19 protein-coding genes are annotated in these 23,109 nt (G+C 64.6%); 7 read left to right on the top strand and 12 right to left on the bottom strand.

Annotated features, from left to right (window positions below):
- From KZO25_RS07100 to guaB, 3 genes are all read right to left on the bottom strand, one after another.
- Positions 1-408 (bottom strand): site-specific DNA-methyltransferase, encoded by a 408-nt coding sequence (locus tag KZO25_RS07100; RefSeq protein WP_223136433.1) that lies wholly within the window; start codon positions 406-408, stop codon positions 1-3.
- Positions 409-585: 177 nt separating this feature from the next.
- Entirely contained in the window at positions 586-2,160 is a 1,575-nt protein-coding gene (gene guaA / locus KZO25_RS07105) for a glutamine-hydrolyzing GMP synthase (protein ID WP_223136434.1), read from the bottom strand.
- A gap of 104 nt (positions 2,161-2,264) precedes the next feature.
- Entirely contained in the window at positions 2,265-3,734 is a 1,470-nt protein-coding gene (gene guaB / locus KZO25_RS07110; protein ID WP_223136435.1) for an IMP dehydrogenase, read from the bottom strand.
- A gap of 229 nt (positions 3,735-3,963) precedes the next feature.
- Here guaB and KZO25_RS07115 point away from each other — a divergent pair, with 229 nt between their 5' ends.
- The 3 genes from KZO25_RS07115 (at position 3,964) to xseA (ending at position 6,360) form a co-directional block, all read left to right on the top strand.
- Entirely contained in the window at positions 3,964-4,161 is a 198-nt protein-coding gene (locus tag KZO25_RS07115; protein ID WP_223136436.1) for a CsbD family protein, read from the top strand.
- 88 nt (positions 4,162-4,249) lie between these two features.
- Entirely contained in the window at positions 4,250-4,837 is a 588-nt protein-coding gene (locus KZO25_RS07120) for a PRC-barrel domain-containing protein (protein WP_223136437.1), read from the top strand.
- A 182-nt stretch (positions 4,838-5,019) separates the two neighbouring features.
- Positions 5,020-6,360, top strand: coding sequence for an exodeoxyribonuclease VII large subunit (xseA, locus tag KZO25_RS07125; RefSeq protein WP_223136438.1), 1,341 nt, complete (start codon positions 5,020-5,022; stop codon positions 6,358-6,360).
- A 40-nt stretch (positions 6,361-6,400) separates the two neighbouring features.
- Here the strand turns inward: xseA and glrR are convergent, their stop codons facing one another.
- The 6 genes from glrR to KZO25_RS07155 form a co-directional block, all read right to left on the bottom strand.
- A complete protein-coding gene (glrR, locus tag KZO25_RS07130) occupies positions 6,401-7,822 on the bottom strand; it encodes a two-component system response regulator GlrR (RefSeq protein ID WP_262488900.1) in 1,422 nt (473 codons plus the stop codon).
- Positions 7,823-7,844: 22 nt separating this feature from the next.
- Positions 7,845-8,399: a hypothetical protein gene (locus KZO25_RS07135; protein ID WP_223136439.1), complete on the bottom strand. Its 555-nt coding sequence runs from the start codon at positions 8,397-8,399 to the stop codon at positions 7,845-7,847.
- A 2-nt stretch (positions 8,400-8,401) separates the two neighbouring features.
- Entirely contained in the window at positions 8,402-9,895 is a 1,494-nt protein-coding gene (locus KZO25_RS07140) for a sensor histidine kinase (RefSeq protein WP_223136440.1), read from the bottom strand.
- An 861-nt stretch (positions 9,896-10,756) separates the two neighbouring features.
- Positions 10,757-12,070: an amino-acid N-acetyltransferase gene (gene argA / locus KZO25_RS07145; RefSeq protein ID WP_066452183.1), complete on the bottom strand. Its 1,314-nt coding sequence runs from the start codon at positions 12,068-12,070 to the stop codon at positions 10,757-10,759.
- Positions 12,071-12,180: 110 nt separating this feature from the next.
- Complete coding sequence (locus KZO25_RS07150) at positions 12,181-13,449, bottom strand: inorganic phosphate transporter (RefSeq protein WP_223136441.1); 1,269 nt, start codon at positions 13,447-13,449, stop codon at positions 12,181-12,183.
- A gap of 68 nt (positions 13,450-13,517) precedes the next feature.
- A complete protein-coding gene (locus KZO25_RS07155; RefSeq protein WP_223136442.1) occupies positions 13,518-14,198 on the bottom strand; it encodes a TIGR00153 family protein in 681 nt (226 codons plus the stop codon).
- A 113-nt stretch (positions 14,199-14,311) separates the two neighbouring features.
- On the opposite strand from KZO25_RS07155, the gene KZO25_RS07160 reads away from it, so the two are divergent.
- Together KZO25_RS07160 and KZO25_RS07165 are read left to right on the top strand one after the other, a co-directional pair.
- Positions 14,312-15,208, top strand: coding sequence for a CYTH domain-containing protein (locus KZO25_RS07160; RefSeq protein WP_223136443.1), 897 nt, complete (start codon positions 14,312-14,314; stop codon positions 15,206-15,208).
- Complete coding sequence (locus KZO25_RS07165; protein ID WP_316935563.1) at positions 15,205-16,074, top strand: ion transporter; 870 nt, start codon at positions 15,205-15,207, stop codon at positions 16,072-16,074. The genes KZO25_RS07160 and KZO25_RS07165 overlap by 4 nt, the downstream gene beginning before the upstream one ends.
- Positions 16,075-16,098: 24 nt before the next feature.
- Here KZO25_RS07165 and KZO25_RS07170 read toward each other — a convergent pair whose 3' ends face one another.
- Both KZO25_RS07170 and KZO25_RS07175 read right to left on the bottom strand, forming a co-directional pair.
- Positions 16,099-16,722 (bottom strand): L-threonylcarbamoyladenylate synthase, encoded by a 624-nt coding sequence (locus tag KZO25_RS07170; protein WP_066449512.1) that lies wholly within the window; start codon positions 16,720-16,722, stop codon positions 16,099-16,101.
- A gap of 87 nt (positions 16,723-16,809) precedes the next feature.
- Positions 16,810-17,754: a PHP domain-containing protein gene (locus tag KZO25_RS07175; protein WP_223136444.1), complete on the bottom strand. Its 945-nt coding sequence runs from the start codon at positions 17,752-17,754 to the stop codon at positions 16,810-16,812.
- Between the two features lie 124 nt (positions 17,755-17,878).
- On the opposite strand from KZO25_RS07175, the gene KZO25_RS07180 reads away from it, so the two are divergent.
- Both KZO25_RS07180 and mnmC read left to right on the top strand, forming a co-directional pair.
- The gene (locus KZO25_RS07180; protein ID WP_066449520.1) at positions 17,879-18,178 is read left to right on the top strand and encodes a YciI family protein; all 300 of its coding nucleotides are present in this window, start codon (positions 17,879-17,881) and stop codon (positions 18,176-18,178) included.
- 221 nt (positions 18,179-18,399) lie between these two features.
- A complete protein-coding gene (gene mnmC, locus KZO25_RS07185) occupies positions 18,400-20,412 on the top strand; it encodes a bifunctional tRNA (5-methylaminomethyl-2-thiouridine)(34)-methyltransferase MnmD/FAD-dependent 5-carboxymethylaminomethyl-2-thiouridine(34) oxidoreductase MnmC (RefSeq protein WP_223136445.1) in 2,013 nt (670 codons plus the stop codon).
- Here the strand turns inward: mnmC and KZO25_RS07190 are convergent.
- Positions 20,375-23,047 carry a putative bifunctional diguanylate cyclase/phosphodiesterase gene (locus KZO25_RS07190; protein ID WP_223136446.1) on the bottom strand — a complete coding sequence of 891 codons (2,673 nt, stop codon included), beginning with the start codon at positions 23,045-23,047 and terminating at the stop codon, positions 20,375-20,377. The two genes, mnmC and KZO25_RS07190, sit on opposite strands and share 38 nt — an antisense overlap.
- Between the last annotated feature and the right edge of the window lie 62 nt (positions 23,048-23,109).

Raw genomic sequence — 23,109 nt, forward strand, 5'->3', positions numbered from 1 at the left:
CTAGCAGAGGATAACTTCTATAGGCGATCCGATCATCCGGAACCCTACACCTAGCTCTGGGTCGTTCGGATCGACATCCCAACGATCATTGTAGCGAAAGTATTGTCCCGTATTGTATGGTGGGTCAGTTAAGATAAGATCAACCTGCCCGCGATACTTATAGAGGGTCACCATCGCCTGAAGGTTTTCCCCCTCGATGAGCATGTTCTTGGACTGCTCATCAGACGAGCCAACGTGCAACTTAGGTTCGCGACGAGTTTGCCTAGGACGAACCTTTTTCGCAATCTGTAAAGCCGAGCGCTTTCCGTGAAAACTAAGAGCCACGCCGCTGGTCATCATGCTTTTCACAAGCCGCTCGAGCTCTTCACGAGAGAGCTTGGAGAGCTCTGTCTCGAAATCAAATTCCATGGCTAGGTCCTGTTGCGCCGTGGCGCTGTGTTTTCAATATTCTGCACAAAAATTGCAGCAAAATTGACAAGTAGTATGAGCCGAAGGGTTCAGCTCCCTCTCGACGATACTTGGGCAATTTCGTTGCCTACAAACCTCAGAATATATGCGTTTACCGAGTGATTTGAGCATTCAGAACTACTCCCACTCAATCGTCGCCGGCGGCTTGCTGCTCACGTCATACGTCACGCGCGATACGCCGCTAATCTCGTTGATGATGCGGTTGGAGACCTTCTCCAGCAGCTCGTAGGGCAGGTGCGCCCAGCGGGCGGTCATGAAGTCGATGGTTTCCACGGCGCGCAGGGCGATGACCCATTCGTAGCGGCGGCCGTCGCCGACCACGCCGACGGACTTCACCGGCAGGAAGACGGCGAAGGCCTGGCTGGTCTTGTGGTACCAGTCGGCGTTGTGCAGCTCCTCGATGAAGATGGCGTCGGCTTCGCGCAGGATGTCGGCGTACTCCTTCTTCACTTCGCCGAGGATGCGCACGCCCAGGCCCGGCCCCGGGAAGGGGTGGCGGTAGACCATGTCGTAGGGCAGGCCGAGCTCGACGCCGAGCCGGCGCACTTCGTCCTTGAACAGCTCGCGCAGCGGTTCGACCAGCTTGAGCTTCATGGTCTCGGGCAGGCCGCCGACGTTATGGTGCGACTTGATCACGTGGGCCTTGCCGGTCTTGCTGGCGGCGGATTCGATCACGTCGGGGTAGATGGTGCCCTGGGCCAGGAAGTCGACGCCTTCGATCTTGCTGGCCTCGTCGTCGAACACTTCGATGAAGGTGTTGCCGATCGCCTTGCGCTTGGCTTCCGGGTCGGCAACGCCCTTGAGCTTGTCGAGGAACAGCGCTTCGGCGTCGACGCGGATCACCTTCACGCCCATGTGCTTGGCGAAGGTCTCCATCACCTGCCCGCCTTCGTTCTTGCGCAGCAGGCCGTTGTCGACGAACACGCAGGTCAGCTGGTCGCCGATGGCGCGGTGCAGGAGTGCTGCCACCACGGAGGAGTCGACGCCGCCGGAGAGGCCGAGCAGCACGTGGCGGTCGCCCACCTGGTCGCGCACCCGGGCGATCTGGTCTTCGATGATCTTGGCCGGGGTCCACAGCTTCTCGGCGCCGCAGATGCCGACGACGAAGTGCTCGAGGATGCGCTGGCCCTGCAGGGTGTGGGTCACTTCGGGGTGGAACTGCACGCCGTAGAAGTGCTTCTCGGCCCAGCTCATGGCGGCGATGGGGCAGCTCGGGGTGGAGGCGGTCACGGTGAAGGTGTCCGGCGCACGGGCGACCTTGTCGCCGTGGCTCATCCACACGTCGAGCAGCGCCTTGCCGTCGTGGTCCACATGGTCCTTGATGTCGCGGAACATGTCGTCGCTGCTGTCGATGGTGACCTGGGCGTAGCCGAACTCATGCTTGTTGGAGCCTTCCACGGCGCCGCCAAGCTGCTCGGCCATGGTCTGCATGCCGTAGCAGATGCCCAGCACCGGCAGGCCCAGCTCGAACACGCACTGCGGCGCCCGGGGCGAGCCTTCGGCCACGGTGGACTCCGGCCCGCCGGAGAGGATGATGCCGTTGGGCTTGTACTCGCGGATCTCCTCCTCGGTGATGTCGAAGGCGCGAACCTCGGAGTAGACGCCGATTTCGCGAACGCGGCGGGCGATCAGCTGGGTGTACTGGGAGCCGAAGTCGAGGATCAGGATCTTGTGGGCGTGAATGTCGGTCATCTGGGCGTCTCTGCTGGCAACGTAATGCGGCGGGCCAAGGGCAAGTCGTCTGAAAAGACGAGCGGCGGAGTTAGCCTCCGCCGCGGTCGATACTCAGCGAGCGGTCATCCCGCTCGATAGTTGGGCGCTTCTTTCGTGATCTGCACATCATGCACATGGGATTCGGCGAAGCCGGCACCGGTGATCTGCACGAATTCCGGCTTGGTGCGCATCTGCAGGATGTCGGTGCAGCCGGTGTAGCCCATGGAGGCGCGCAGGCCGCCCATCAGCTGGTGGACGATGGCGCTCATCACACCTTTATAGGGCACGCGGCCTTCGATGCCTTCCGGCACCAGCTTCTCGGCGCCCTCGGACTTGTCCTGGAAGTAGCGGTCGGAGGAGCCCTGGCTCTGGGACATGGCGCCCATGGAGCCCATGCCACGGTAGGCCTTGTAGGTACGGCCCTGGTAGAGCTCGATCTCGCCGGGAGCTTCCTCCGTGCCGGCCAGCAGGCCGCCCACCATCACCGAGCTGGCACCGGCGGCAATGGCCTTGGCCAGGTCGCCGGAGAAGCGCACGCCGCCGTCGGCGATCAGCGGGATGTCATAGGGCTTGAGCGCCTCGGCCACGTTGGAGACCGCGGTGATCTGCGGCACACCGACGCCGGCAACGATACGGGTGGTGCAGATGGAGCCGGGGCCAATACCGACCTTCACCGCATCGGCGCCGGCTTCGGCCAGGGCACGGGCGGCATCGGCGGTGGCGATGTTGCCGCCGATCACCTGGATCTGCGGGAAGTGCTCCTTGACCCAGGCCACGCGGTCGATCACGCCGCGGGAGTGGCCGTGGGCGGTGTCGACGATAATGGCATCGACGCCGGCTTCGGCCAGGGCGGTGACGCGGTCTACCGTCTCGGGGCCGGTGCCCACGGCGGCGCCGACCAGCAGGCGGCCGTCGCTGTCCTTGGCGGCGTTGGGGAAGGTGCGCGCCTTCTCGATGTCCTGGAAGGTGACCAGGCCGCGCAGGTGGAAGCTGTCGTTGACCACCAACATCTTCTCGATGCGGTGCTCCTGCATCTTGGCCTTGATCTGCGAAAGCGGGGTGCCTTCCAGCACCGTTACCAAACGCTCGCGGGAGGTCATGATGTCGGCCACGCTGTCGCCGTGGTTGGGCTGGAAACGCATGTCGCGCTCGGTGACGATGCCCACCAGGGTCTCGCCCTCCACCACCGGGAAGCCGGAGAAGCCGTGTTCCTGGGCCATGGCCAGCAGGTCTTCCAGCTTGGCCTTGGGGCTCACGGTGACCGGGTCCTTGACGATGACGCTCTCGTGCTTCTTGACCTTGCGTACCTCTGCCGCCTGCTGGGCGATGGTCATGTTCTTGTGGATGATGCCGATGCCGCCTTCCTGGGCCATGGCGATGGCCAGGCGGGCTTCGGTCACGGTATCCATGGCGGCGGAGATGAGCGGAATGTTGAGGTAGAGATCGCGGGTCAGGCGGGTCCGGAGGCTGACATCCTTGGGCAGGACCTCCGAGTAGCCGGGTACGAGCAAGACGTCATCGAACGTAAGAGCTTCTTGTGCCATACGTAGCATAATCGGCAACACCCAGTGCGCTGGTGGGAGGGGAGCGAAGTTAATCGACCATTATAACGGGCCGGCTCGGGGTGGGGCAATGCGTGTCGGGCACCCGTGCGGGTCGGCGCTCTGACCGATCCCGCACACTTGGACACATAAGAATACCTAGATGTTACTTACAACCCTCCAAAGGTGAACTAGCTTGAAGAGTGCGTTACGAAGACGCTCTAAGGATAGGAGTGAAGACATGAACTGGGACCAGATCGAAGGCCAGTGGAAGGAAATGAAGGGCAAGGCCCGCAACAGTTGGGGCAAGCTCACCGACGACGAGCTGGATCAGGTCGGCGGCAAGAAGGACGAGCTGGTCGGCAAGATTCAGAAAAAATATGGCCTGGAGCGCGAGGAAGCAGAACGCCAGGCCGACGATTGGGCCAAGGGGCTCTGATCCGCTGTTTCACTATCAGATCCCATTATCTGATGTCGACAGCAAGCCAAGATCCTAAGTCTATGGACAGGTTTAAGGAGATTGAACCATGCAAAAACATATTCTGACTATTGCCGTTGCAGCTATCGCCGGTGGTCTCACCTTCGGTGCCCATGCTCAACAGGATCAGGACGCAAGCGCCGCACAAGGCCTCTACTCTGCGAATGACATCATCGGCGCCGATGTGTATCACGCCGCAGACCCTGATGAGGAAGTCGGCACCGTCGAGAACATCCTGCTGGATGAAGAAGGCAAGGTGGCCGCTCTCATCGTAAGCGCTGGCGGCCTGTGGGGCATGGGCGGCGACGATGTTGTCGTTGGCATCGAGCATTTCACCATGGAAACGCATCGTGATGACGGCGGCATCTTCGGTCAGGATGACGTCAGCCATCGAATCCTGGTCAATGCCACCGAAGATGAGCTCCAGACCTTCCCGGAGTATGAGGAGGAGTGGTTCACCACCGAACGTGACCGCCGCGCTCAAGAGCATGGCGACCGCGAAAGCGCCTGGAGAACCTCTGGCACAGCCGGCACCGGCACTGTCGGTGATGGCGACGGCATGACCGACGACGACCGTGATCGCGACGATAACGATGCCGAGTACACCGATGAGGATATCGAGGACGATTTCGATTGATCGTGATTGCATGACGTAAATGCAAGAGGTGAATGGCGCCGGGCCCTGACAGGGCTCGGCGCCTTTTGTTGTTCGACAGTTATCCTTTTCTAGTCCGCAATATGGCCATGCTAGAGTAGCGCCAGAGTTGCACCCGAACCTCGTTTCACCAGAAGCCAGGGATTGATCAGGAACATACCGCCATGCCGCCAGCCGATAGCCCCACCCTGTCCGTCAGCGACGTGAACCGCCGTGCCCGCTCGCTGCTGGAGCAGGGCATCGGCGAAGTCTGGGTGGAGGGCGAACTGTCCGGGGTGTCGCGGCCCGCTTCGGGGCACATCTATTTCACCCTGAAGGATGCCTCTGCCCAGCTGCGCGGCGCCCTGTTTCGCAACCGGGCACGCTTTGTCGCCTCCCCCATGCGCGACGGCGACCGGGTCAAGATGCGTGGCCGGGTTTCCCTGTTCGAAGCCCGCGGCGACTATCAGCTGATCGCCGAGGCGGTGCAGGCGGTGGGCGAAGGCGAACTGCTCGCGGCGCTGGAGCGGCTCAAGCAGCGCCTGGCCGCCGAGGGGGTTTTCGCCAACGCGCGTCCGCTACCCTACCCGCCCCGCCACCTCTTGGTTCTCACCTCCCCTACCGGCGCGGCGATCCGCGATGTCATGGCCGTGCTGGCGGCGCGCTGGCCGCTGGCCAAGGTCACCTTGATTGCGGTGCCGGTCCAGGGCCGCGAGGCCGCCCCGGCACTTATCGCTGCCCTCGGGCTGCTCAATCGTCAGCAGGCGCTGGACCCGGCCCGCGACGTGATCCTGATCACCCGCGGCGGCGGCAGCCTGGAGGACCTCTGGGCCTTCAATGACGAGCATCTGGCGCGGGCGATCTTCCATTCGCGACTGCCGGTGATGTCGGCGGTGGGGCATGAGGTGGACACCACCCTCTCCGACCTGGCCGCGGACGTGCGGGCGCCGACCCCTTCCGCCGCCGCGGAGCAGCTGGTACCGGACCGACAGGACCTGCTGCGCCGCCTGGTGAGCCTGGAGCGCCAGCTGCAGCGCACCACCCAGGCCCGCCTGAACCGCGAGGCCCAGCGGCTGGACCACCTGCGGGCACGGCTGCGCCACCCCGGCGAGGTGCTGAATCGCCAGCGAATTACCCTGGGTGAGATCGATGCCCGGCTGACCAGGGCCATGCAGCGCCGCCTGGCAGACGATCAACGCCGCCTCGCCCAGCTGCGCCAGCGGCTGGTGGCACGCCCGCCGCGCCGCGAAGTGGAGCAGGCCGGGATAAGGCTCGCCGCCGCCCGGGGCCGGCTCGAACAGGCCATGCAGCACGCCCAAACCCGGCAGCGAGAGCGACTGGCCGGCCTGGTGCGACAACTACAGGCGGTCAGCCCGCTGGCGGTGTTGGGAAGGGGCTATGCGATTCTGGAAGACGATCAGGGGCAGGTGGTGCGTCGCGCCGCAGATACCCAGCCCGGTCAGGCGCTGACCGCCCGCCTGGGTAAAGGCAAGTTGCGCGTGGAAGTCAAAAAGCGCCTGGAATAGGCATTTCACCCAGGAGCCCAATCCAACCAGGAGCCCGCTCCTAGGAGACGGGCTTGAAGGTGCTCGGCTCCAGCTCGTGGCGGGAGAGCAGCTTGTAGAAGTCGGTGCGGTTGCGCCCGGCGATGCGTGCCGCCTGGGTCACGTTGCCCTCGGTGATCTTGAGCACCTTGACCAGGTAGCTGCGCTCGAAGGTGGCCCGGGCATCGTTGAAGGTGGGCAGCGCGCTCTCCTCCGCCGCCAGCGCCTGGGACACCAGGGCCTCGGGAATCATCGGCGAACGGGTCAAGGCGACGCACTGCTCCACCACGTTGACCAGCTGGCGCACGTTACCCGGCCAGGCGCTGGTCGCCAGCACATTGAGTGCCTCCGGCGAGAACCCCTTGACGAACGGCTTGTGCCGGGCCGCCGCCTGGGCAACCAGGTGGCGCGCCAGCAGCGGAACATCCTCGGCACGATCCTTGAGCGGTGGCAGGCGAAGGTTCACCACGTTGAGGCGGTAGAAGAAGTCTTCTCGGAACTCGCCCTGCTGCATGGCCTGGCTCAGATCGCGATGGGTGGCCGAGAGGATCCGCACGTTGACCGGGAACGAGGTGGTGGAGCCCAGCGGCCGTATCTGGCGCTCCTGCAGGGCGCGAAGCAGCTTGACCTGCAGCGCCAGCGGCATGTCGCCGATCTCGTCGAGAAACAGGGTGCCGCCGTCGGCGGCCTGGAACAGACCCTTGTGATCGCTGACCGCGCCGGTGAAGGCTCCCTTGGCGTGGCCGAAGAGCTCGCTTTCCAGCAGCTGTTCCGGCAGCGCGCCACAGTTGATCGCCACGAAGGGCTTGTCGGCCCGGGGGCTGGCGTCATGAATGGCCCGCGCCAGCAGCTCCTTGCCCGAGCCGGAAGGGCCGGTGACCAGCACGCTGACATCGGACGAGGCCACCATGCGTGCCTGCTCCAGCACCCGTTCCATGTCCGGGCTGCGGGTGATGATGCTGGCGCGCCAGGCGTCGTCGCCCTCTCCACCCCCCGTGGGTGCGCCCTGAGCCAGGGCCTCGTCGATGGCGCTGAACAGTTGGTCGCGATCCACCGGTTTGGTGAGGAAGCTGGAGACCCCCTGCTGAGTGGCACTGACGGCATCGGGTATCGAGCCATGGGCGGTGAGGATGATGACGGGCAGGCCCGGTATCTGCCGTTGAATGGCCTGGAACAGCGCCATGCCGTCCATCTCGTCCATGCGCAGGTCGGACAACACCAGGTCGGGGCACTCGGCATCCAGGCAGCGCAGCGCTTCCTGGCCGCTCTCTGCCGTGGTCACCCGAAAGCCACGGCTCTCCAGACGCATTCCCAGCAGACGCAGCAGGCTGACATCGTCGTCCACCAGCAGAATGTGAGCGCCGGTCACCTTGCTGCCGGCCGTCCGCGAACCGGCCTTGCGAACCTCCGGGCTACGGGTTTCCGTTTGTCGGGCCACATCCATCACGTCAAGCCTCCCATGTCGCTCAGGGCGACTGCTGCCTCAGGTTGATGTTCTGCTCGATGGCCGTGAGCGCCTCGAGCTTTTCGGCAAGTTGCTCGTTCTCTTCGCGCTGGGCGACGAGCTCGCCCTGTGTGCGAGTCAGTCGGCCCGACATGGCGCGACGCCCCTCCAGTTCATTACGCCAGTAGCGAAGCAGTGGCTGTAGCTGCTCCGGCGCAGCACGCAGGTGCGTTTCGAACAGTTCGGCGGCCTGGGTCCACTGGCGCTCGCTGCCCCAGGCCAGTGTGATGGCGCGGGCCAGATGGTGTTCATCCTCATTATCCGCCAGCGCCTGCTCCAGCTCGGTCAGCTTGGCACTGCGCCAATCACTGTCACCACGCTGGGACGCCAGCCCCAGGGCGATCCAGTCGGGCAGCAGGCAAGCATCCGCCTCGAAGGTAGGTACACCACCGGGGCAGTCCACGGTCGCTATGACCTCCTCCTCCTCCGTGGCTTCGGCACGCCCCTGCTCGGGCAGAAACTCGCAGCCTGCCATCCATAGCGCAGCGGCACAGGCGAATAGAATTCTGACCTTCATGGTTAGTCGCTCCTTGCGTCCATGCCCGCTTCCACGGGCCTCCTATTTCTATCGCTGCTGTAGAGGGGCAGAGACTGGCGCGGCAGCGTCAGCCGAAAGCACACCTCCAGCTCCCGATCCTCAACCAATTGCAGTTGGCCGTTGTGCAGCCGGGCACAGTCCGCGGCTACCGACAGTCCAATGCCGGAGCCCTTCAGCGGCCCCTTGCGTCGGGAACGTCCCTGGTAGAAAGGTTCGAATAGCCTGGGCCGGTCATCCTCCGCAATGGGATCGCCGCTATTGGCCACATCCAGTACCAGCCGATCATGGCCGGCGTGGGCGCGAATCAGCAGATCGCCGCCGTCCTGGCCATAGGCGATGGCGTTGGACACCAGGTTATCGAGAATGCGCCCTACCGCCTTGGAGTCGATCACCCACTCCAGGGGGCCCTCGAAGGACGTCACTCGCATGCGCTTCTGCTCCAGTGCCAGGCGATGCTTGGTGAGGGTGTTCATGACCAGTGTAGCCACGTCCACCTGGGCAAGGGCAACGCGCTGGTTGTGTTGCAGCAGATTGTAATCGAGCAGCTGTTCGATAAGCCGCTGCAGCTCACGGCCACTGCTGTCGATCAGCGAGAGGATCTCGCGCTGGCGCGGGCTGAGTTCGCCCGCCACGCCATCGGAGAGCAGAGCGGAGCCTTCGCGGACGCTGGCCAGGGGGGTCTTGAGTTCGTGGGACATATGGCGCAGGAACTGCTGCTTCTGTGCCTCCAGGTCGCTCAACCGGGTTGACAGCCAGTCGAGCCGATCACCCAGCTGGACCAGCTCTGCAGGCCCCTGGATATCCTCTACCAGAGGCCCCTCGACACCGCTGCCGATGCTCAGGATACGCCGCTCGAGCTGGCGAACCGGGCGAATGATCAGCCAGCTGAACAGCATCATCAGCAGCAGGCTGGCCGACACCAGCGCACCGGTCTGCAGCCAGAGCCGGGACTGAACGGCCTCGGCCTGGTAACGAATCATCTCGATACGGTCATCGATGTGCTGGTTGGTTGCCTGGCGCATGGCATTGGTGTGCTCGGCGAAAGGCACGAACAGGGAAAGCCAGACGTCCAGCGCCTCCGGCTCCAGAACCGGCAATTGAGACAGCAGCAGCATCTGCTCTTCCAGCGCCAGCACATCGCTGTTGCCGGGCAACAGGCGGCGCTGCTGGGCCAACAGCTCAGCGAACTCGGCGTGACGTTCGGCATAGATGTCGAGCAGGCTCTCCTGCTCCACCACAGCGTACTGGCGTGCGCTGCGCTCCATCTCCAGGGCAAGGCTGCTGAGCTGGCGCGCGCGGCGCGTTTCTTCGATGGCCTGCCGGGCGCTGACATCGGCCAGGCGAGACAGCTCTGAGAGTGCCTGACCGGCCTGAAACATCAGGATACCCAGCGGCAGCATCACCACAAGAAATGCCAACATCACCAACTGAGGCAGGGAGCGCGGGCGCCAACGGCGCGAGACCCGTTTGGTCATGACCAGTGTTCTATTCAGTAGAGAGGGGACCGTCATTGGTTCATGCCTGCAGGATAACAGATTCCACGCTCCAACCGCGCCTGGCCAGTCCTCAGTACGTATCAGGTCAAAGAAAAAAAGAGGCCGGCATAGCCGGCCCAAGTACGCAGGGAACTGAAGGGATTGAAAAATATGGGCATCGATCACCTGGTCGAACCATGTCCATATTTTCCATGGGCCTGGGGGCCCCGAAGCACCGTACCGACCCTTGGCTACCAGGAGCGTTCGGCACGGGGGGCGGCGAACCGCCCGACTTCGCTTACCGTGTCGTCACCGCCGTGAATCGTACCGCTGGCGATGCCGTTCTGTTCGATCCCCCGAAGGGGATGAGGCTTCCTTGCCGGGGCATCCTTGCCCTTCCGGTACCATTCCTTGCCTGTTGGCGGTACCCGTCTCATCGCAACCTAAGTTACACATCGCGGAGCAGACGCCGATCATCGTTGGCCCGGATGCACAGGGCATGGGGGGGGGTACCCGAGCTTCCCGATGATCAAAAGTGGTTCGAGCCGTTTGAACCACTTCCGTTGCTCACCCTGTACATTGCCAGAGTCGTGCCAGAAATCTTGCTAATTAAGCAAAAACAATCGCTTGCAATGAAGAAAGAGCGTGCGAATGCCCAGCGGATCGAAATATCGGTCGAAAAACGAGGTCTTCACTCGCAAAGGTGTCACCATTTGACGACACCAAAACTGGATCCCTAGAGAAGGTCTCTAAAAATCAATTACTTGCTTCGTATCCTTTTTGAGACAACTTTTTCCGCGACGTAGCTACGAAGCGACAGGCCGCTACCGACAGGAAATGCCGGCGCGGCTATAGGGGCAATCAAGGGAGGGATTTGACGAGAATCTTGGACTTGCGGGCGTGATTGTAGGTGTCGCGCTTCAGCGGAGGCAGCGCCTCTATATCAGAGGGGCGGAACCCGTGCTCGACGAACCAGTGGGCGGTGTGGGTGGTAAGCACGAACAGCGATGTGAGCCCTAGCCTGCGCGCACGACGCTCCAGGCCGGACAGCAGCAGCGCGCCGCGGGCACCGCCACGGTAGTCCACATGGATCGCCACGCAGGCCAGTTCGCCCATCTCGGCCTCGCCGAAGCAGTGCAGTGCGGCACAGCCGATGACCATGCCGTCGCGCTCGATCACCAGGTAGTCGTCGATTTCGTGCTCCAGGCGCTCGCGGGAGCGAGGCACCAGCATGCCACGGTGCTCCAGCGGCTCGAGCAGTTCCAGCAGGCCGCCGATATCGCTCAGTTCAGCAGGGCGCAGCTGCTCGTAGCGGTGCTGGGTGATCATGGTGCCTACGCCATCCCGGGTGAATAGCTCACCCAGGAGGGCGTCGTGGTTATGCCATGACAGCAGGTGGGTACGTGCCACGCCGTGGCGGGCGGCGGCACAGGCCGCCGCCAGGTGACGTGCCGATTCGCTGCCGGGCACGGCCTGCGCCAGCAAGGGCTCGGCCTCGCCGGGGGTAAGCTGGCGCTGAAGCGCGCCGCTCTCGTCGTAGAGGCCGTCGGCTTCGCCCAGCAGGATCAGCTTGTCGGCGCCCAGCGCCATGGCCGCATGCTGTGCCACTTCGGAGGCATCCAGGTCGAATACCTCCCCGGTGCTGGAGAAGCCCAGCGGCGGCAATAGCACCAGGGAGTTGCGATCCAGCAACCCCTGGACGGCGGAGGTACGCACCCTGCGCACCTCGCCACTGTGGTCGAAGTCGATGCCTTCCCGAACGCCCAGCGGCTTGGCCATGACGAGATTGCCCGACACCACGGTCAGTTCGACACCATGCAGCGGCGTATTGGGCAGCCCCAACGAGAGCCGCGCCTCCAGCCACAGCCGCTGCTCGGCGGCGACACGCTGGACGCACTGCATGATGTCTGCATCCGCCACCCAGCGGCCGTCGTGCCGCAGCGGTTCGATGCCGGCCTCGTCCAGGGCCAGCTGTACCTGGGGGCGAATGCCGAAGACAACGACCAGACGAACGCCGAGCGTATGCAGCAGCGCCAGGTCCTGGATCAGCTGCTCGCCTCGTCCGCGCGCCATGGCTTCGCCCTCGATGAGAATCACGAAGGTTCGCCCACGGTGTGCGTTGATATAGGGCGATGAGTTGCGGAACCAGTCGACGAACGGGAAACGAGTATCCAAGGCCGCTCTCCGGCAGCAGGTGAAAGGGAGGGTGTATTCGCCTTCGACTATATCAGAGCCGGGAAAACGGCGGCACTCTGCCGCCGTCTTGCCGGGCCGTTGTATCTGCGTCAGCCGCCGAAGATCGCCTTGAACAGGAAGAAGAACATGATTGCGAGGCCGGCACCGGCCGGCAGCGTGATCAGCCAGGACATGACGATGGTGCCGATCACCCGCATGTTGAGCGCCGCCATGCCGCGGGCCAGGCCCACGCCCAGCACCGCCCCCACCAGGGTGTGGGTGGTGGAGACCGGCAGGCCGGTGCCCGAGGCCAGCACCACGGTGGTGGCGGCCGCCAGGGTGGCGGCAAACCCCCGGCTGGGGGTCAGCTCGGTGATGCCGGTGCCCACGGTGGCGATCACCTTGTGGCCATAGGTGACCAGGCCGGCAACGATGCCGCCGCCGCCCAGCACCAGCACCCACCAGGGCACCAGGGCCGAGGCGTCGATGACGCCGTCGCTGCGCACCACGCTGATCACCGCGGCCAATGGCCCCACGGCGTTGGCCACGTCGTTGGAACCATGGGCGAAGGCCATGGCACAGGCGGTGAAGATCATCAGGACGCCGAAGACCCGCTCGACGTTGTCGTAGCCGAACTGGTCGTCGGCACGACGCACGATCTTGATCCGGTTCTCCAGGATGATACCGATGCCCATGACCCCTATGCCCAGCAGCACCGAGAACAGCAGGCTCTGGCCGAAGGTGAAGTTGAGGCCCACATGGGTCAGGCCCTTGGTCAGGGTCACCATGGCAATGATGAAGCCGACCAGGAAGATATAGAACGGCACGGTGCGCTTGGCGGCCAGGAGCGGGTCGCGGGCCTCGAAGATCAGGTACTGCACCGACTTGAACAGCACGAAGGCGATGGTGCCCGCCAGCAGCGGCGAAATGACCCAGCTCGAGGCAATGGTGCCGACCCGCCCCCAGGCCACTGCCTCCATGCCCAGCCCCACCGCACCGAAGCCGACGATGGCGCCGACGATGGAATGGGTGGTGGAGACCGGCCAGCCCTTGGCCGAGGCGATCAACAGCCAGATGGCCGCCGCCAGCAATGCCGAGAGCATGCCGTAGACCAGCAGTTGGGGGTCGGCCTGGAGCAGGTCCGGGTCAACGATCCCGCCGCGAATGGTCGCGGTCACCTCGCCACCGGCCAGCCAGGCGCCAAGGAATTCGAAGATCACGGCGATGATGATCGCCTGCTTGATGGTGATCGCCTTGGACCCCACCGAGGTACCCATGGCGTTGGCGACATCGTTGGCGCCGACACCCCAGGCCATGAAGAACCCGAAAAGGCAGGCAAGGATGATGAAGATTTCACCGTGCTGCGCGATGATCGACATAGGGGGTGGTTCCTATGTGGCTGTCAGAAAGGAGTCATTAGTCCGGGATCGCCGGACAGGACGCTGCCCTACCGAGCAGTGAGTATCTGCAGGCGGCTGCCAACGCGCTCGGCACGATCGGAGAGTTCACCTACCCAGTCGATGATCTTGTAGAGAAAGACCACGTCTACCGGCTTGAGTCGGTCTTCGAGATCGAAGAGTTCACGGCGAATGGCGATCTGCTGGTTGTCCGCCTGCTGCTCGAGGGTGTGGAGCTCGCGAATCATGTTATGCATCACGTCCGAAACGTGTCGGCCGAAGCCGGACTCCAGCAGGTCTTCCAGTTCTTCCAGGGCCTGGCGGGCCTGGGCGACACAGGCCACGGCGGTGCGCATGTAGTCGCGCATGGGCTGGGCCAGCTCGCTGGGTACCTGCATCTTGCGACCCAGCATGATGCCGGTAATGTCGCGCACCTTGTTGGCGATCTTGTCCTGGACGGTGATCAGGTCGAGAAGATCGCTGCGCGAGACGGGCAGGAACAACGTATTGGGCAGGTTGAGACGCAGCTCGGTCTTGAGGCTGTCGGCCTCATGCTCCAGCCGGGTGACCTCTTCACGAATCCTGGCGGCGTCCTCCCAGTCGCCGATGAGGCTGGCTTCGAAGAAGGGCAGCAACTGCCCGGCACACTCGTGGGCCTTGACGATGTGGGCCAGCAGCGGCTGGAACGGCGAGCGGCCGAACATCGCGGAAAACGGATTGGGCTTTACCATGGCGTATCATGCGCTTGTGAAATGGCGGCGCCAGTATAAAGACTGGCAAGCTGTTACGTCATGAAAAAATTACACTCGCCACCGGACGACGGCGTGAACAAGGAGTGTGCGACATGAGCCAAGAGGTCGAGTTAAAGCTGGCACTGGGCAGGGATGGCCCCGAACGACTCTGCCGCCACCCGCTGCTGAAAGGCCGGCCGGCAGCGACACACCGGCTCGCCAACACCTACTTCGACACGCCCCGGGGTGAGCTTGAAGCCGCCAGGATGGCACTTCGGCTGCGCCGATCCGACGACACCTGGGTACAGACCCTGAAGACCAGCGGCGAAGGCAGTGGCGGCATGAGCCGGCGCGGCGAGTGGGAGTGGCCGGTGACTGTGGGTGTCGTGGATGGAGGCGTGCCGGATGAGGCCGCGCTGGACCGGCAAGGGCTTGCCGCCCTGCCGCCCATGGCCGAACTGGGCGACGGTGTACTCGAACGGCTGGAGGCCCGCTTCACCACGGACTTCGAGCGCCGCCTCTGGCTGCTCGACCACGCCGGGGCCACCATCGAGGTGGCACTCGACCAGGGCGAGATTCGCACTGCCGGCCATGCAGTGCCGATCCGTGAGCTGGAACTGGAGCTCAAGGCGGGCGCCCCTGCGGCGCTGTGGGACCTGGCGCAGGCCTTGGCCGGGACGATTCCGCTGCGCCCCGCCGATACCAGCAAGGCCGCCCGGGGTGGAGCCCTGCTGAGCGGCCATTGGCGACTGCCCCGAGGCAATACCCCCGCGGAGTGGTTACACCGTGCCATCATGGCGCTGGATGCCCTGGCCGACACCCGGGACGAGGCCTGGCGCCCAGTGGCCGCCGAGGCCATGCAGCGGCTGGCCGCCGATGATACCGGCGAGGGCGACGCTGCCGAACTCGGCGCGGCCCTGGCGGACCCCTGCTGGCTAACCCCTGCCTTCGGTCAGGCCGCCCTGCGCCTTGCTCGTCGCCTCGATAGCACCGAAGGAGCCTCACCGTGAACGAACCTCTTCAGCCCGCCGACGGAGGCCTGCGCACCCGGTTGTTCCAGATCATCTTCGAGTCGGACACCCCGCTGGCCAAGGGCTTCGATATCGCCCTCATGGCAGTGATCCTGATCAGCGTACTGGTGGTGATGCTGGATAGCGTGGAGGGCTGGCACGCCGCCTATGGCGACCTCTTCTACTGGCTGGAGTGGGGCTTCACCATCGCCTTCACCATCGAACTAGCCGTGCGCATCTACATTCTGGACAAGCCGCTGCGCTACCTGAGGAGCTTCTACGGTGTCGTCGACATCATCGCCGTGCTGCCCACCTGGCTGCTGCTGCTGATCCCCGGCGCCCAGACCCTTGTAGTGGTGCGTCTACTGCGGATATTGCGCATCTTTCGCGTGCTGAGGCTGATGCAGTTCGTCGGTGAAGCACAGCTGCTGCTGGATGCCCTGAAGCGCAGCACGCGTCCCATTTTCCTGTTCCTGTTCAGCATCTTCATGCTGGTCACCATCTTCGCCTCGGTGATGTATGTGATCGAGTCCGCCGAGGCGGGGTTCACCAGCATTCCTACCGCCATCTACTGGGCCATCGTCAGCCTGACCACGGTAGGCTATGGCGATATCGTCCCTGCCACACCTCTAGGCCAGGCAATCACGGTCATACTCATGCTCACCGGTTATTCGATCATCGCCGTGCCCACCGGGGTGTTCTCGGCCCAGGTGATCCGCTCGTTACGCGAGGACCGCTACTCCGAGCAGGCCTGCCCCGGCTGCGGACACGACCGCCACGAGAAACGCGCCCGGTACTGCCTGAAATGCGGCACCTGGCTGGACGAAGAAACGCAGGACCCCAATGCGCCAGAGACGGATGACTAGCGGCGAACCGGATTCCACCGCCCGTCACGTCCTGAACGGCGTCAGGTCGCCCCGGCCTTCACGCACGATGGTCGGCGGCAGCTCGCGCAGGTCGACGACGCTGGTGGCCTCCAGGTGGCAGGCGCCGCCATCGATGATCAGGTCGAGCTGGTTACCGAAACGGTCCCGGATCTCTTCAGCATCGGTCATCGGCAGCTCTTCGCCTACCGGAATCAACGTCACGCTCATCAGCGGCTCGCCCAGGGCGTCGAGCAGCGCATGGGTGATGCGATGGTCCGGCACGCGCACGCCGATGGAGCGCCGCTTGGGATGCAGCAGCAGCCGCGGCACTTCGTTGGTGGCGTTGAGAATGAAGGTATAGGCCCCGGGCGTGTGCGCCTTGAGCAGGCGGAAGACGGCGTTGTCCACCTTGGCGTAGGTGCCGATCTCGGAAAGGTCGGAGCACACCAGGGTGAAGTTGTGCTTGTCGTCCAGCGAACGCAGTCGCTTGATCCGCTCGACGGCCTTCTTGTCGCCCAGGTGGCAGCCCAGGGCGTAGCCGGAGTCGGTGGGATAGGCCACGACACCACCATCGCGAATGATCTGAATGGCCTGGTCGATCAGACGCTTCTGGGGGTTCTCCGGGTGCAGCTGGAAATACTGGCTCATGGTCACTCCCTGTTGGTCTGCGTTCAAAGCGGGCTTCACCCGATCGCTCAAACCATCAGTTTATCCTGCGACCGGGGCCTGTGCGACTCACGGCGCGGCAACGCTGCCGACGGGCGGGACGTCGTCGCCAGGGGATGCCTCGATGAAGGCCGCGATCCGCGGGTGGGTCCATACCGGCGCCACCGCGGTACGCGGTACCGGGCTCATGCTGCCCGGCGCCAGGTGGCCGCCGGGAAAGTGGAAGTCGCTTCCCACCGAGGCGAAGAGCCCACGGTCGGCGAGCTGCCGGGCCAGGTCGCGGGTCACGTCGGCGTTCTGGAAGCCGCTGACCAGCTCCGCCGCCTGGCCGCCAGCCTCGGCGAAGGCGTCCAGCAACAGCCCCCGCTTGCGGCGGGTCAGCCCGTGGCGCAGCGGATGCGCCAGCACCGCGACACCGCCGGATTCGAGAATCCAGTCCACGACCTCGGCCAGGGCGGGCCAGTGCGCCTTGACGTCGCCGGCCTTGCCGCTACCCAGGTATTTCTTGAAGGCGGTCGCCATGTCCGGCACCACGCCCGCCGCCACCAGTACGCGAGCGAAATCGGGCCGCCCCAGCGGCCGGTGCGGCCCGGCAAGCTCCCGGGCGCGGGCCAGGGCGTCGGGCAGGCCGATCTTCTCGAGCCGCTGACCGATCACCACGGCCCGGTTCTCCCGGGCCTCAGCCTGTGCCAGCAGCCCCTCGGCCAGGGCACCACTGGCGCCCCGCGGCAGCAGGCCCACCACATGAATACCGATGCCGGACCACAGGGTCGAGAGTTCGGTCCCCGGCAGCAGGCGAACGGCCAGCCGGCTGGCCGTCGCCTGGGCCTCGGCAATGCCGGCCATGCTGTCATGATCGGTAAGCGCCATCAGCCGAACGCCGCGCTCGGCGCACAGGGTGGCCACATCGGCGGGCGCCAGGGCGCCATCGGATGCGGTGGAATGCATATGCAGGTCGACCCCGAGTGGCGTGGGGTCGCCCGAGAAACTGGCAGGTAATGAAAGCATGGGCATGACGAGGAGGGGCGACTTTGTCAGAATAATGGTCCCATGGTGCGCGCCCGACGATAGCCGGTCAACGTCAGCACCCCGTTGGAGACCTGCGGCTCACGCCGCGCACGACCGAGGAAACACGGCGATGCTCTACGCAATCATCAGTGAAGACGTCAAGAACAGCCTGGAACGCCGGCTGGCCGCCCGCCCGGACCACCTGGCACGCCTGGAGAAGCTGCGGGACGAAGGTCGCCTGGTACTGGTCGGCCCCCACCCAGCCGTAGACGCCGAAGACCCCGGCGAAGCCGGTTTCACCGGCAGCCTGGTGGTGGCCGAATTCGACAGCCTGGAGACGGCCAAGGCCTGGGCCGACGCCGACCCCTACATGATCGCCGGCGTCTACGCCAAGGTGACCGTCAAGCCGTTCAAGAAGGTGATGCCCTGACCCGCATCCAATAACGACATGAGCGTCTCCTGACGTACAGAGGCGGTGCTATCCACAGCGCTTACCCACAGCGCATTACCCACAGCTCCTGTGGATAACACTGTTGAAACGCCGCGGATGCCTGCCGCTATCCCCCATGGCAGCCCGCTGAAATGAAATCGATCACATATTGAGCAGCGCGGGCCAGGCCTGGCGCGCTGCCCGCTTGGTCAGGAGATGCCGTGTCCACCCTCCCCCCTCTCGCCGGTCTCGAGACCGCCCACCTCGACTGGACGACCAACGAGGACGGCGAAGCCAGCCCGCTGTCGACCCGGTTTGGCGATGTCTATTTTTCCCGCCACGACGGCCGGGCGGAAACCGAGCACGTCTTCCTCGCCGGCAACGACCTGCCCCGCCGCTTCGCCGGCTGGCCCGCCGGCAGGCCCTTCGTCATCGGCGAGACGGGCTTCGGTACCGGGCTCAACATGCTCTGCGCCTGGGCCTGCTTCGATGCCCACGCCCCGGCCGAAGCACGGCTGCACCTGGTGTCCACCGAGCGCTACCCGCTGAGCCGTGGCGAGCTGGAACGGGCGCTGGCCGCCTGGCCGGACCTGGCCGGGCGCGCCGAGCGCTTGATTCGCCAATGGCCCGAGCCGGTGGCCGGCGTGCATCGGCTTTGGCTCGACGAACGGGTCACGCTGGACCTGCACTTCGGCGACGCTGCCGAGCGCCTGGCGCTTCTCGAGGGCCGGATAGACGCCTGGTTCCTGGACGGCTTCGCGCCGTCGAAGAACCCCGAGATGTGGCGCCCCGAGCTGTTCGCCGCCATGGCGGCACGCTCCCGGCCCGGGGCGACCTTCGCCACCTTCACCTGTGCCGGTGTCGTCAAGCGCGGGCTGGTTGATGCCGGCTTCGCCTGGCGCAAGGTGCCGGGCATCGGGCGCAAGCGGGAAATGCTCGCCGGCGAGATCGCCTTGCCGCCCGTCGACACCCGCCGGGAGCCTGCCCCCTGGTTCACTCCCCCGCCGCCACACCCGACGCGCCACGTGGCGGTGATCGGTGCCGGTATCGCCGGCGCCAGCACCGCCGCCGCCCTGGCTCGGCGCGGCATTTCGGTCACGCTGATCGACCGCTTCGACCGGGCCGAGCTGGGCATTACTCACCTGCAGGGGGCGCTCTACGTCAAGCTGGCCGTGGAGACCAACCTGCAGAGTCGCGCTTACCTGGCCGGCCTGCTCCACAGCCGGCGCTGGCTGGCCAATCTCGACCCGCGGCAGGCGCTGTGGCGACCCAGTGGCGTGCTGCAGCTGGCGCTGAGCGAGAAGGAGCAGGCCCGCCAGGCACGCTTCCTGGACAACCACCCCTTGCCGGAAAGCGTGGTGCGCGGGCTCGATGCCGAGGGGGCCAGCGCCGCCGCAGGCATCAGGATCGACACTCCTGCGCTGGACTACCCCGGTGCCGCCTGGGTCAAGCCGCTGGAACTGTGTGTGAAGCTGGCCAGGACACCCGGCATCGGCTTTCGCCGCGGCGAGGTGACGGAGCTGGTGGGTTCTGATGCGGGCTGGACGCTGACCCTGGCCGACGGCGAGCGCATCGAGGCCGACCAGGTGGTGGTCGCCACCGCCAGCGAGGCTGGCAGGTTTCCCCAGACATCGGCGCTGCCGCTGCAGCCGGTACGCGGCCAGGTCAGCCAGCTGGCGCTGCCCGAAGGGGCCCCTGCGCTGGGTCGCGTGGTGTGCGCCGGCGGCTATGTGCCACCGGCGGCGGATGGGGTGCTCAATTTCGGCGCCACCTTCGGGCCCGGCGATACCGAACCGGCAGAGCGCGAGGCCGACCACGCCGCCAACCTGGCGGAGCTGGAGCGGGGCCTGCCCCACTTCGTGGCGGCGCTACGCGAGGCCGGTGCCGACCTGTCGCCCCAGCGGCTCGCCGGCCGCGTGGGGGTGCGGGCGGCAAGCCCCGACAAGTCGCCCTACTGCGGCCCGGTGCCCGATGCCGCCGCCTGGAGTGAGGACTACGCCACCATGGCCAAGGACGCCACTCGGGTGCCGGACACTCCCGGGCGCCACCACCTGGGGCTGTGGATCAGCGCTGCCCACGGCTCACGCGGCCTGGCCAGCGCGCCGCTGTGTGCCGAGCTGATCGCCTCGCGAATCTGCGACGAGCCGCTGCCGCTGGAGTGGCCGCTGGTGGATCACCTGCATCCGGGGCGGCGCGTCATTCGCGACCTGATCCAGGGCAAGCCTGGTCCATGACATCATTGCCGGGCGTTCCCACAGCGTGGGTGCTGTCCCGGACCTGGCAGGTCCTGGCGAAGTCCCGTGCGGGGCGCCCCAGGTGATAGCCCTGACCGAAGTCGATACCCAGCGCCGCTACGGCGGCCAGCACCTCCTCATCCTCGATAAACTCGGCGACGGTGCTGACTCCCAGGCTCTGGGCCAGGGTCACGATACTCTTGACGAAGGCCATGTACTTCTCGTCATTGAGCATGTTGCGAATGAACTCCCCTTCGATCTTGATCATATCGATGGGGAACTGCTTCAGGTAGCGGAAGGACGAATAGCCCGAGCCGAAATCGTCGATGGCGAAATTGAAGCCCTCGAGCTTGAGGTCGAGTACGAACTTCTCCAGCAGCTTGAGGTTGCTGACGGTCTCGCGCTCGGTCAGCTCGAAGACGATGCGCTCTGGCAGGATGTCGTAGTCGATGGCCAACTGGTGAATATGACCAATGAACTCACCTATTATCAGTGACTTGGGCGACAAGTTGATAAACAGCATGCCCTCGTAGCCCTGCTCATGGATCTGGGCAAAGGCCTTCTCAATCAGCAGGTAGTCCATCTTGTGGATGACGCCGATGCTCTCGGCGATATCGATGAACTCCCCGGCAGGCACGATGCGATCATCGACCTGGATTCGCATCAGTAGCTCGTGGATATTCACCTCGCCGGTGCGTACGTCGGCGATGGGCTGGAAATAGGGCACGATGCGCTGCTCCTCGAGCGCACTGAGCACCATCTGGTTCTTCTCTCCCACTTCGCGGAACACCGCCGCCACCTCCTCGCTGTCCGGCAGTGCGATGCAGTTCTTCCCCTTCCGCTTGGCCTTGTACATCATGTTGTCGGCCATCAGGAAGAGGTCATGGGGATTGCTGGCATGGTTCGGGTAGCTGGCGATGCCGATCGAGGTGGTCGCCCTGACCGTGGAGCCGTCCGGGGCGGTCAGTACCTGGCTGGTCAGACTGTCGGCGATACGCAGCCCCACGGAGTAGGCCTGCTGCTGCTCGGTCTCGGGCAGGATAATGGTGAACTCGTCGCCACCATAGCGGGCCAGGAAGTCGCCGGGGCGCACCGATGCCGACAGTGTCTCGGCAACGGCCTGCAGGAACTGATCGCCGAAGGCATGCCCGTGACGATCGTTGACGTGCTTGAAGTTGTCGAGGTCGAGCATCAGCAGGCTGAAATGATCCTGGTGCCGGGTCGAGCGGCCCACCTCGTAGTTGAGCATGTCCTTGAAGATGCGCTGGTTGTGCAGCTGGGTGAGCGGGTCGCGGGTGGCGTAGAACTCCAGATCCCTGGTGTACTTGTAGATCGCCTTGACCGAGCCGACCAGGTTGAGCAGCGTCGACAGGATGCCTTCGATGACGATGTGGCGGATCGGGTCCTGTGCCAGGTCGGACTGCACGCCAATACCCACGATGCCGCCGATCTTGGGTGCCTCCAGTAACAGCGACTTGGTCTGAAGCCGGATATCCTCGGCAGTGAGTTCCGCCGCCAAGGGAACCCCTTCACCACAGGGGTGAACGGAATGGTGAATCACTTTGAGTACGGTGGGTCCCACACCGTGGGGCTTGGCTTCCACCAGCTGTGTGAGGATCCGTTCGAAGGTCTCGCGGGTTTCCACCACGACTTCGTGATACCAGAAGACCTCCAGCTCATAGCCCTCCTCCTCCACCTGGAATATCGTCACCAGAGTGTGGGCCGGCATGATGGTATTGATCTCCGCCAGCAGCTCCTTGATGAACTCGCGCCAGTCGCGCACGACTTCAGAGGTGATGATGAACTTGCTGAGCAGGCGAATCTCGAACTCGAGGATATCCTTGTCGACAGCCACGTCCTTGAGCCGGCCGACCAGGGCATTGACGTGCTGGTAGGCGCTATCGAGTTCGCGGAAGTGGACGTCGATATCGCTGACATCCAGCTGTCGGAAATCCTCCACGGAATTGACCGCCGCCAGGCGTGAGCGGAAGGCATCCAGGGAGTCACGGATGCGACCGGCGAAAAGGGTCGAGATCGCCGCCGCCAGCAGCAGGATCAGCAGGGAGGCGACGATGAACATGGCCACGTAGTTCTGGCGCATCTCACGGCTGATTGGTGCCATGTCGTGCTGGATGTCGATGACACCCAGTACATCGCCGCTGGCCGCGTTCTGGTGGCATGTCAGGCAGTCGGAGCGGGCGATCAGCGGCATGATACGCCGCACCGTACCATCTTCACGCCATACCCGCTCGCCGCCCGAAGCCAGCGCAGAAAGAATGACGATATCCATGTCGGGCTGCTCGACTTCGCCGTAACGCTCCGCGACCCGGTCGCCACGATAGAATTCGAAGCGATAGCCGGAGCCTTCGTGGGCACGCCGGGTCTCCTCGACGAAGGCTTCCATCTGCTCCCGGTTCCAGCCCTGCCGCATGACCTGCAGCATGGCATTGAAGCTCTGTCGAGCAAGGGTCTCGGAAGTCTGTTCGGCCTGACGGGCCAGGATATCCTCGTAGAGCAGCGTGGCCACCAGGGTCACCCCCAGGAAAACCGCCAGCGAGGCCGACAGGATGGCCATCAGCACGAACCCCTTGAGGGTCCTGAAGCAGGTGAAAAGCGATCGAGCCATGGTCAGCATTGCAAACCCATCCTTCGAGACAGGAGCCAGCAAACCACTACCCTAGTTGAGAGATTTCGGCT

This window comes from Halomonas sp. ANAO-440 (genome assembly GCF_019915905.1).
In the GTDB taxonomy this organism is placed as follows: Bacteria; Pseudomonadota; Gammaproteobacteria; order Pseudomonadales; family Halomonadaceae; genus Halomonas; species Halomonas chromatireducens.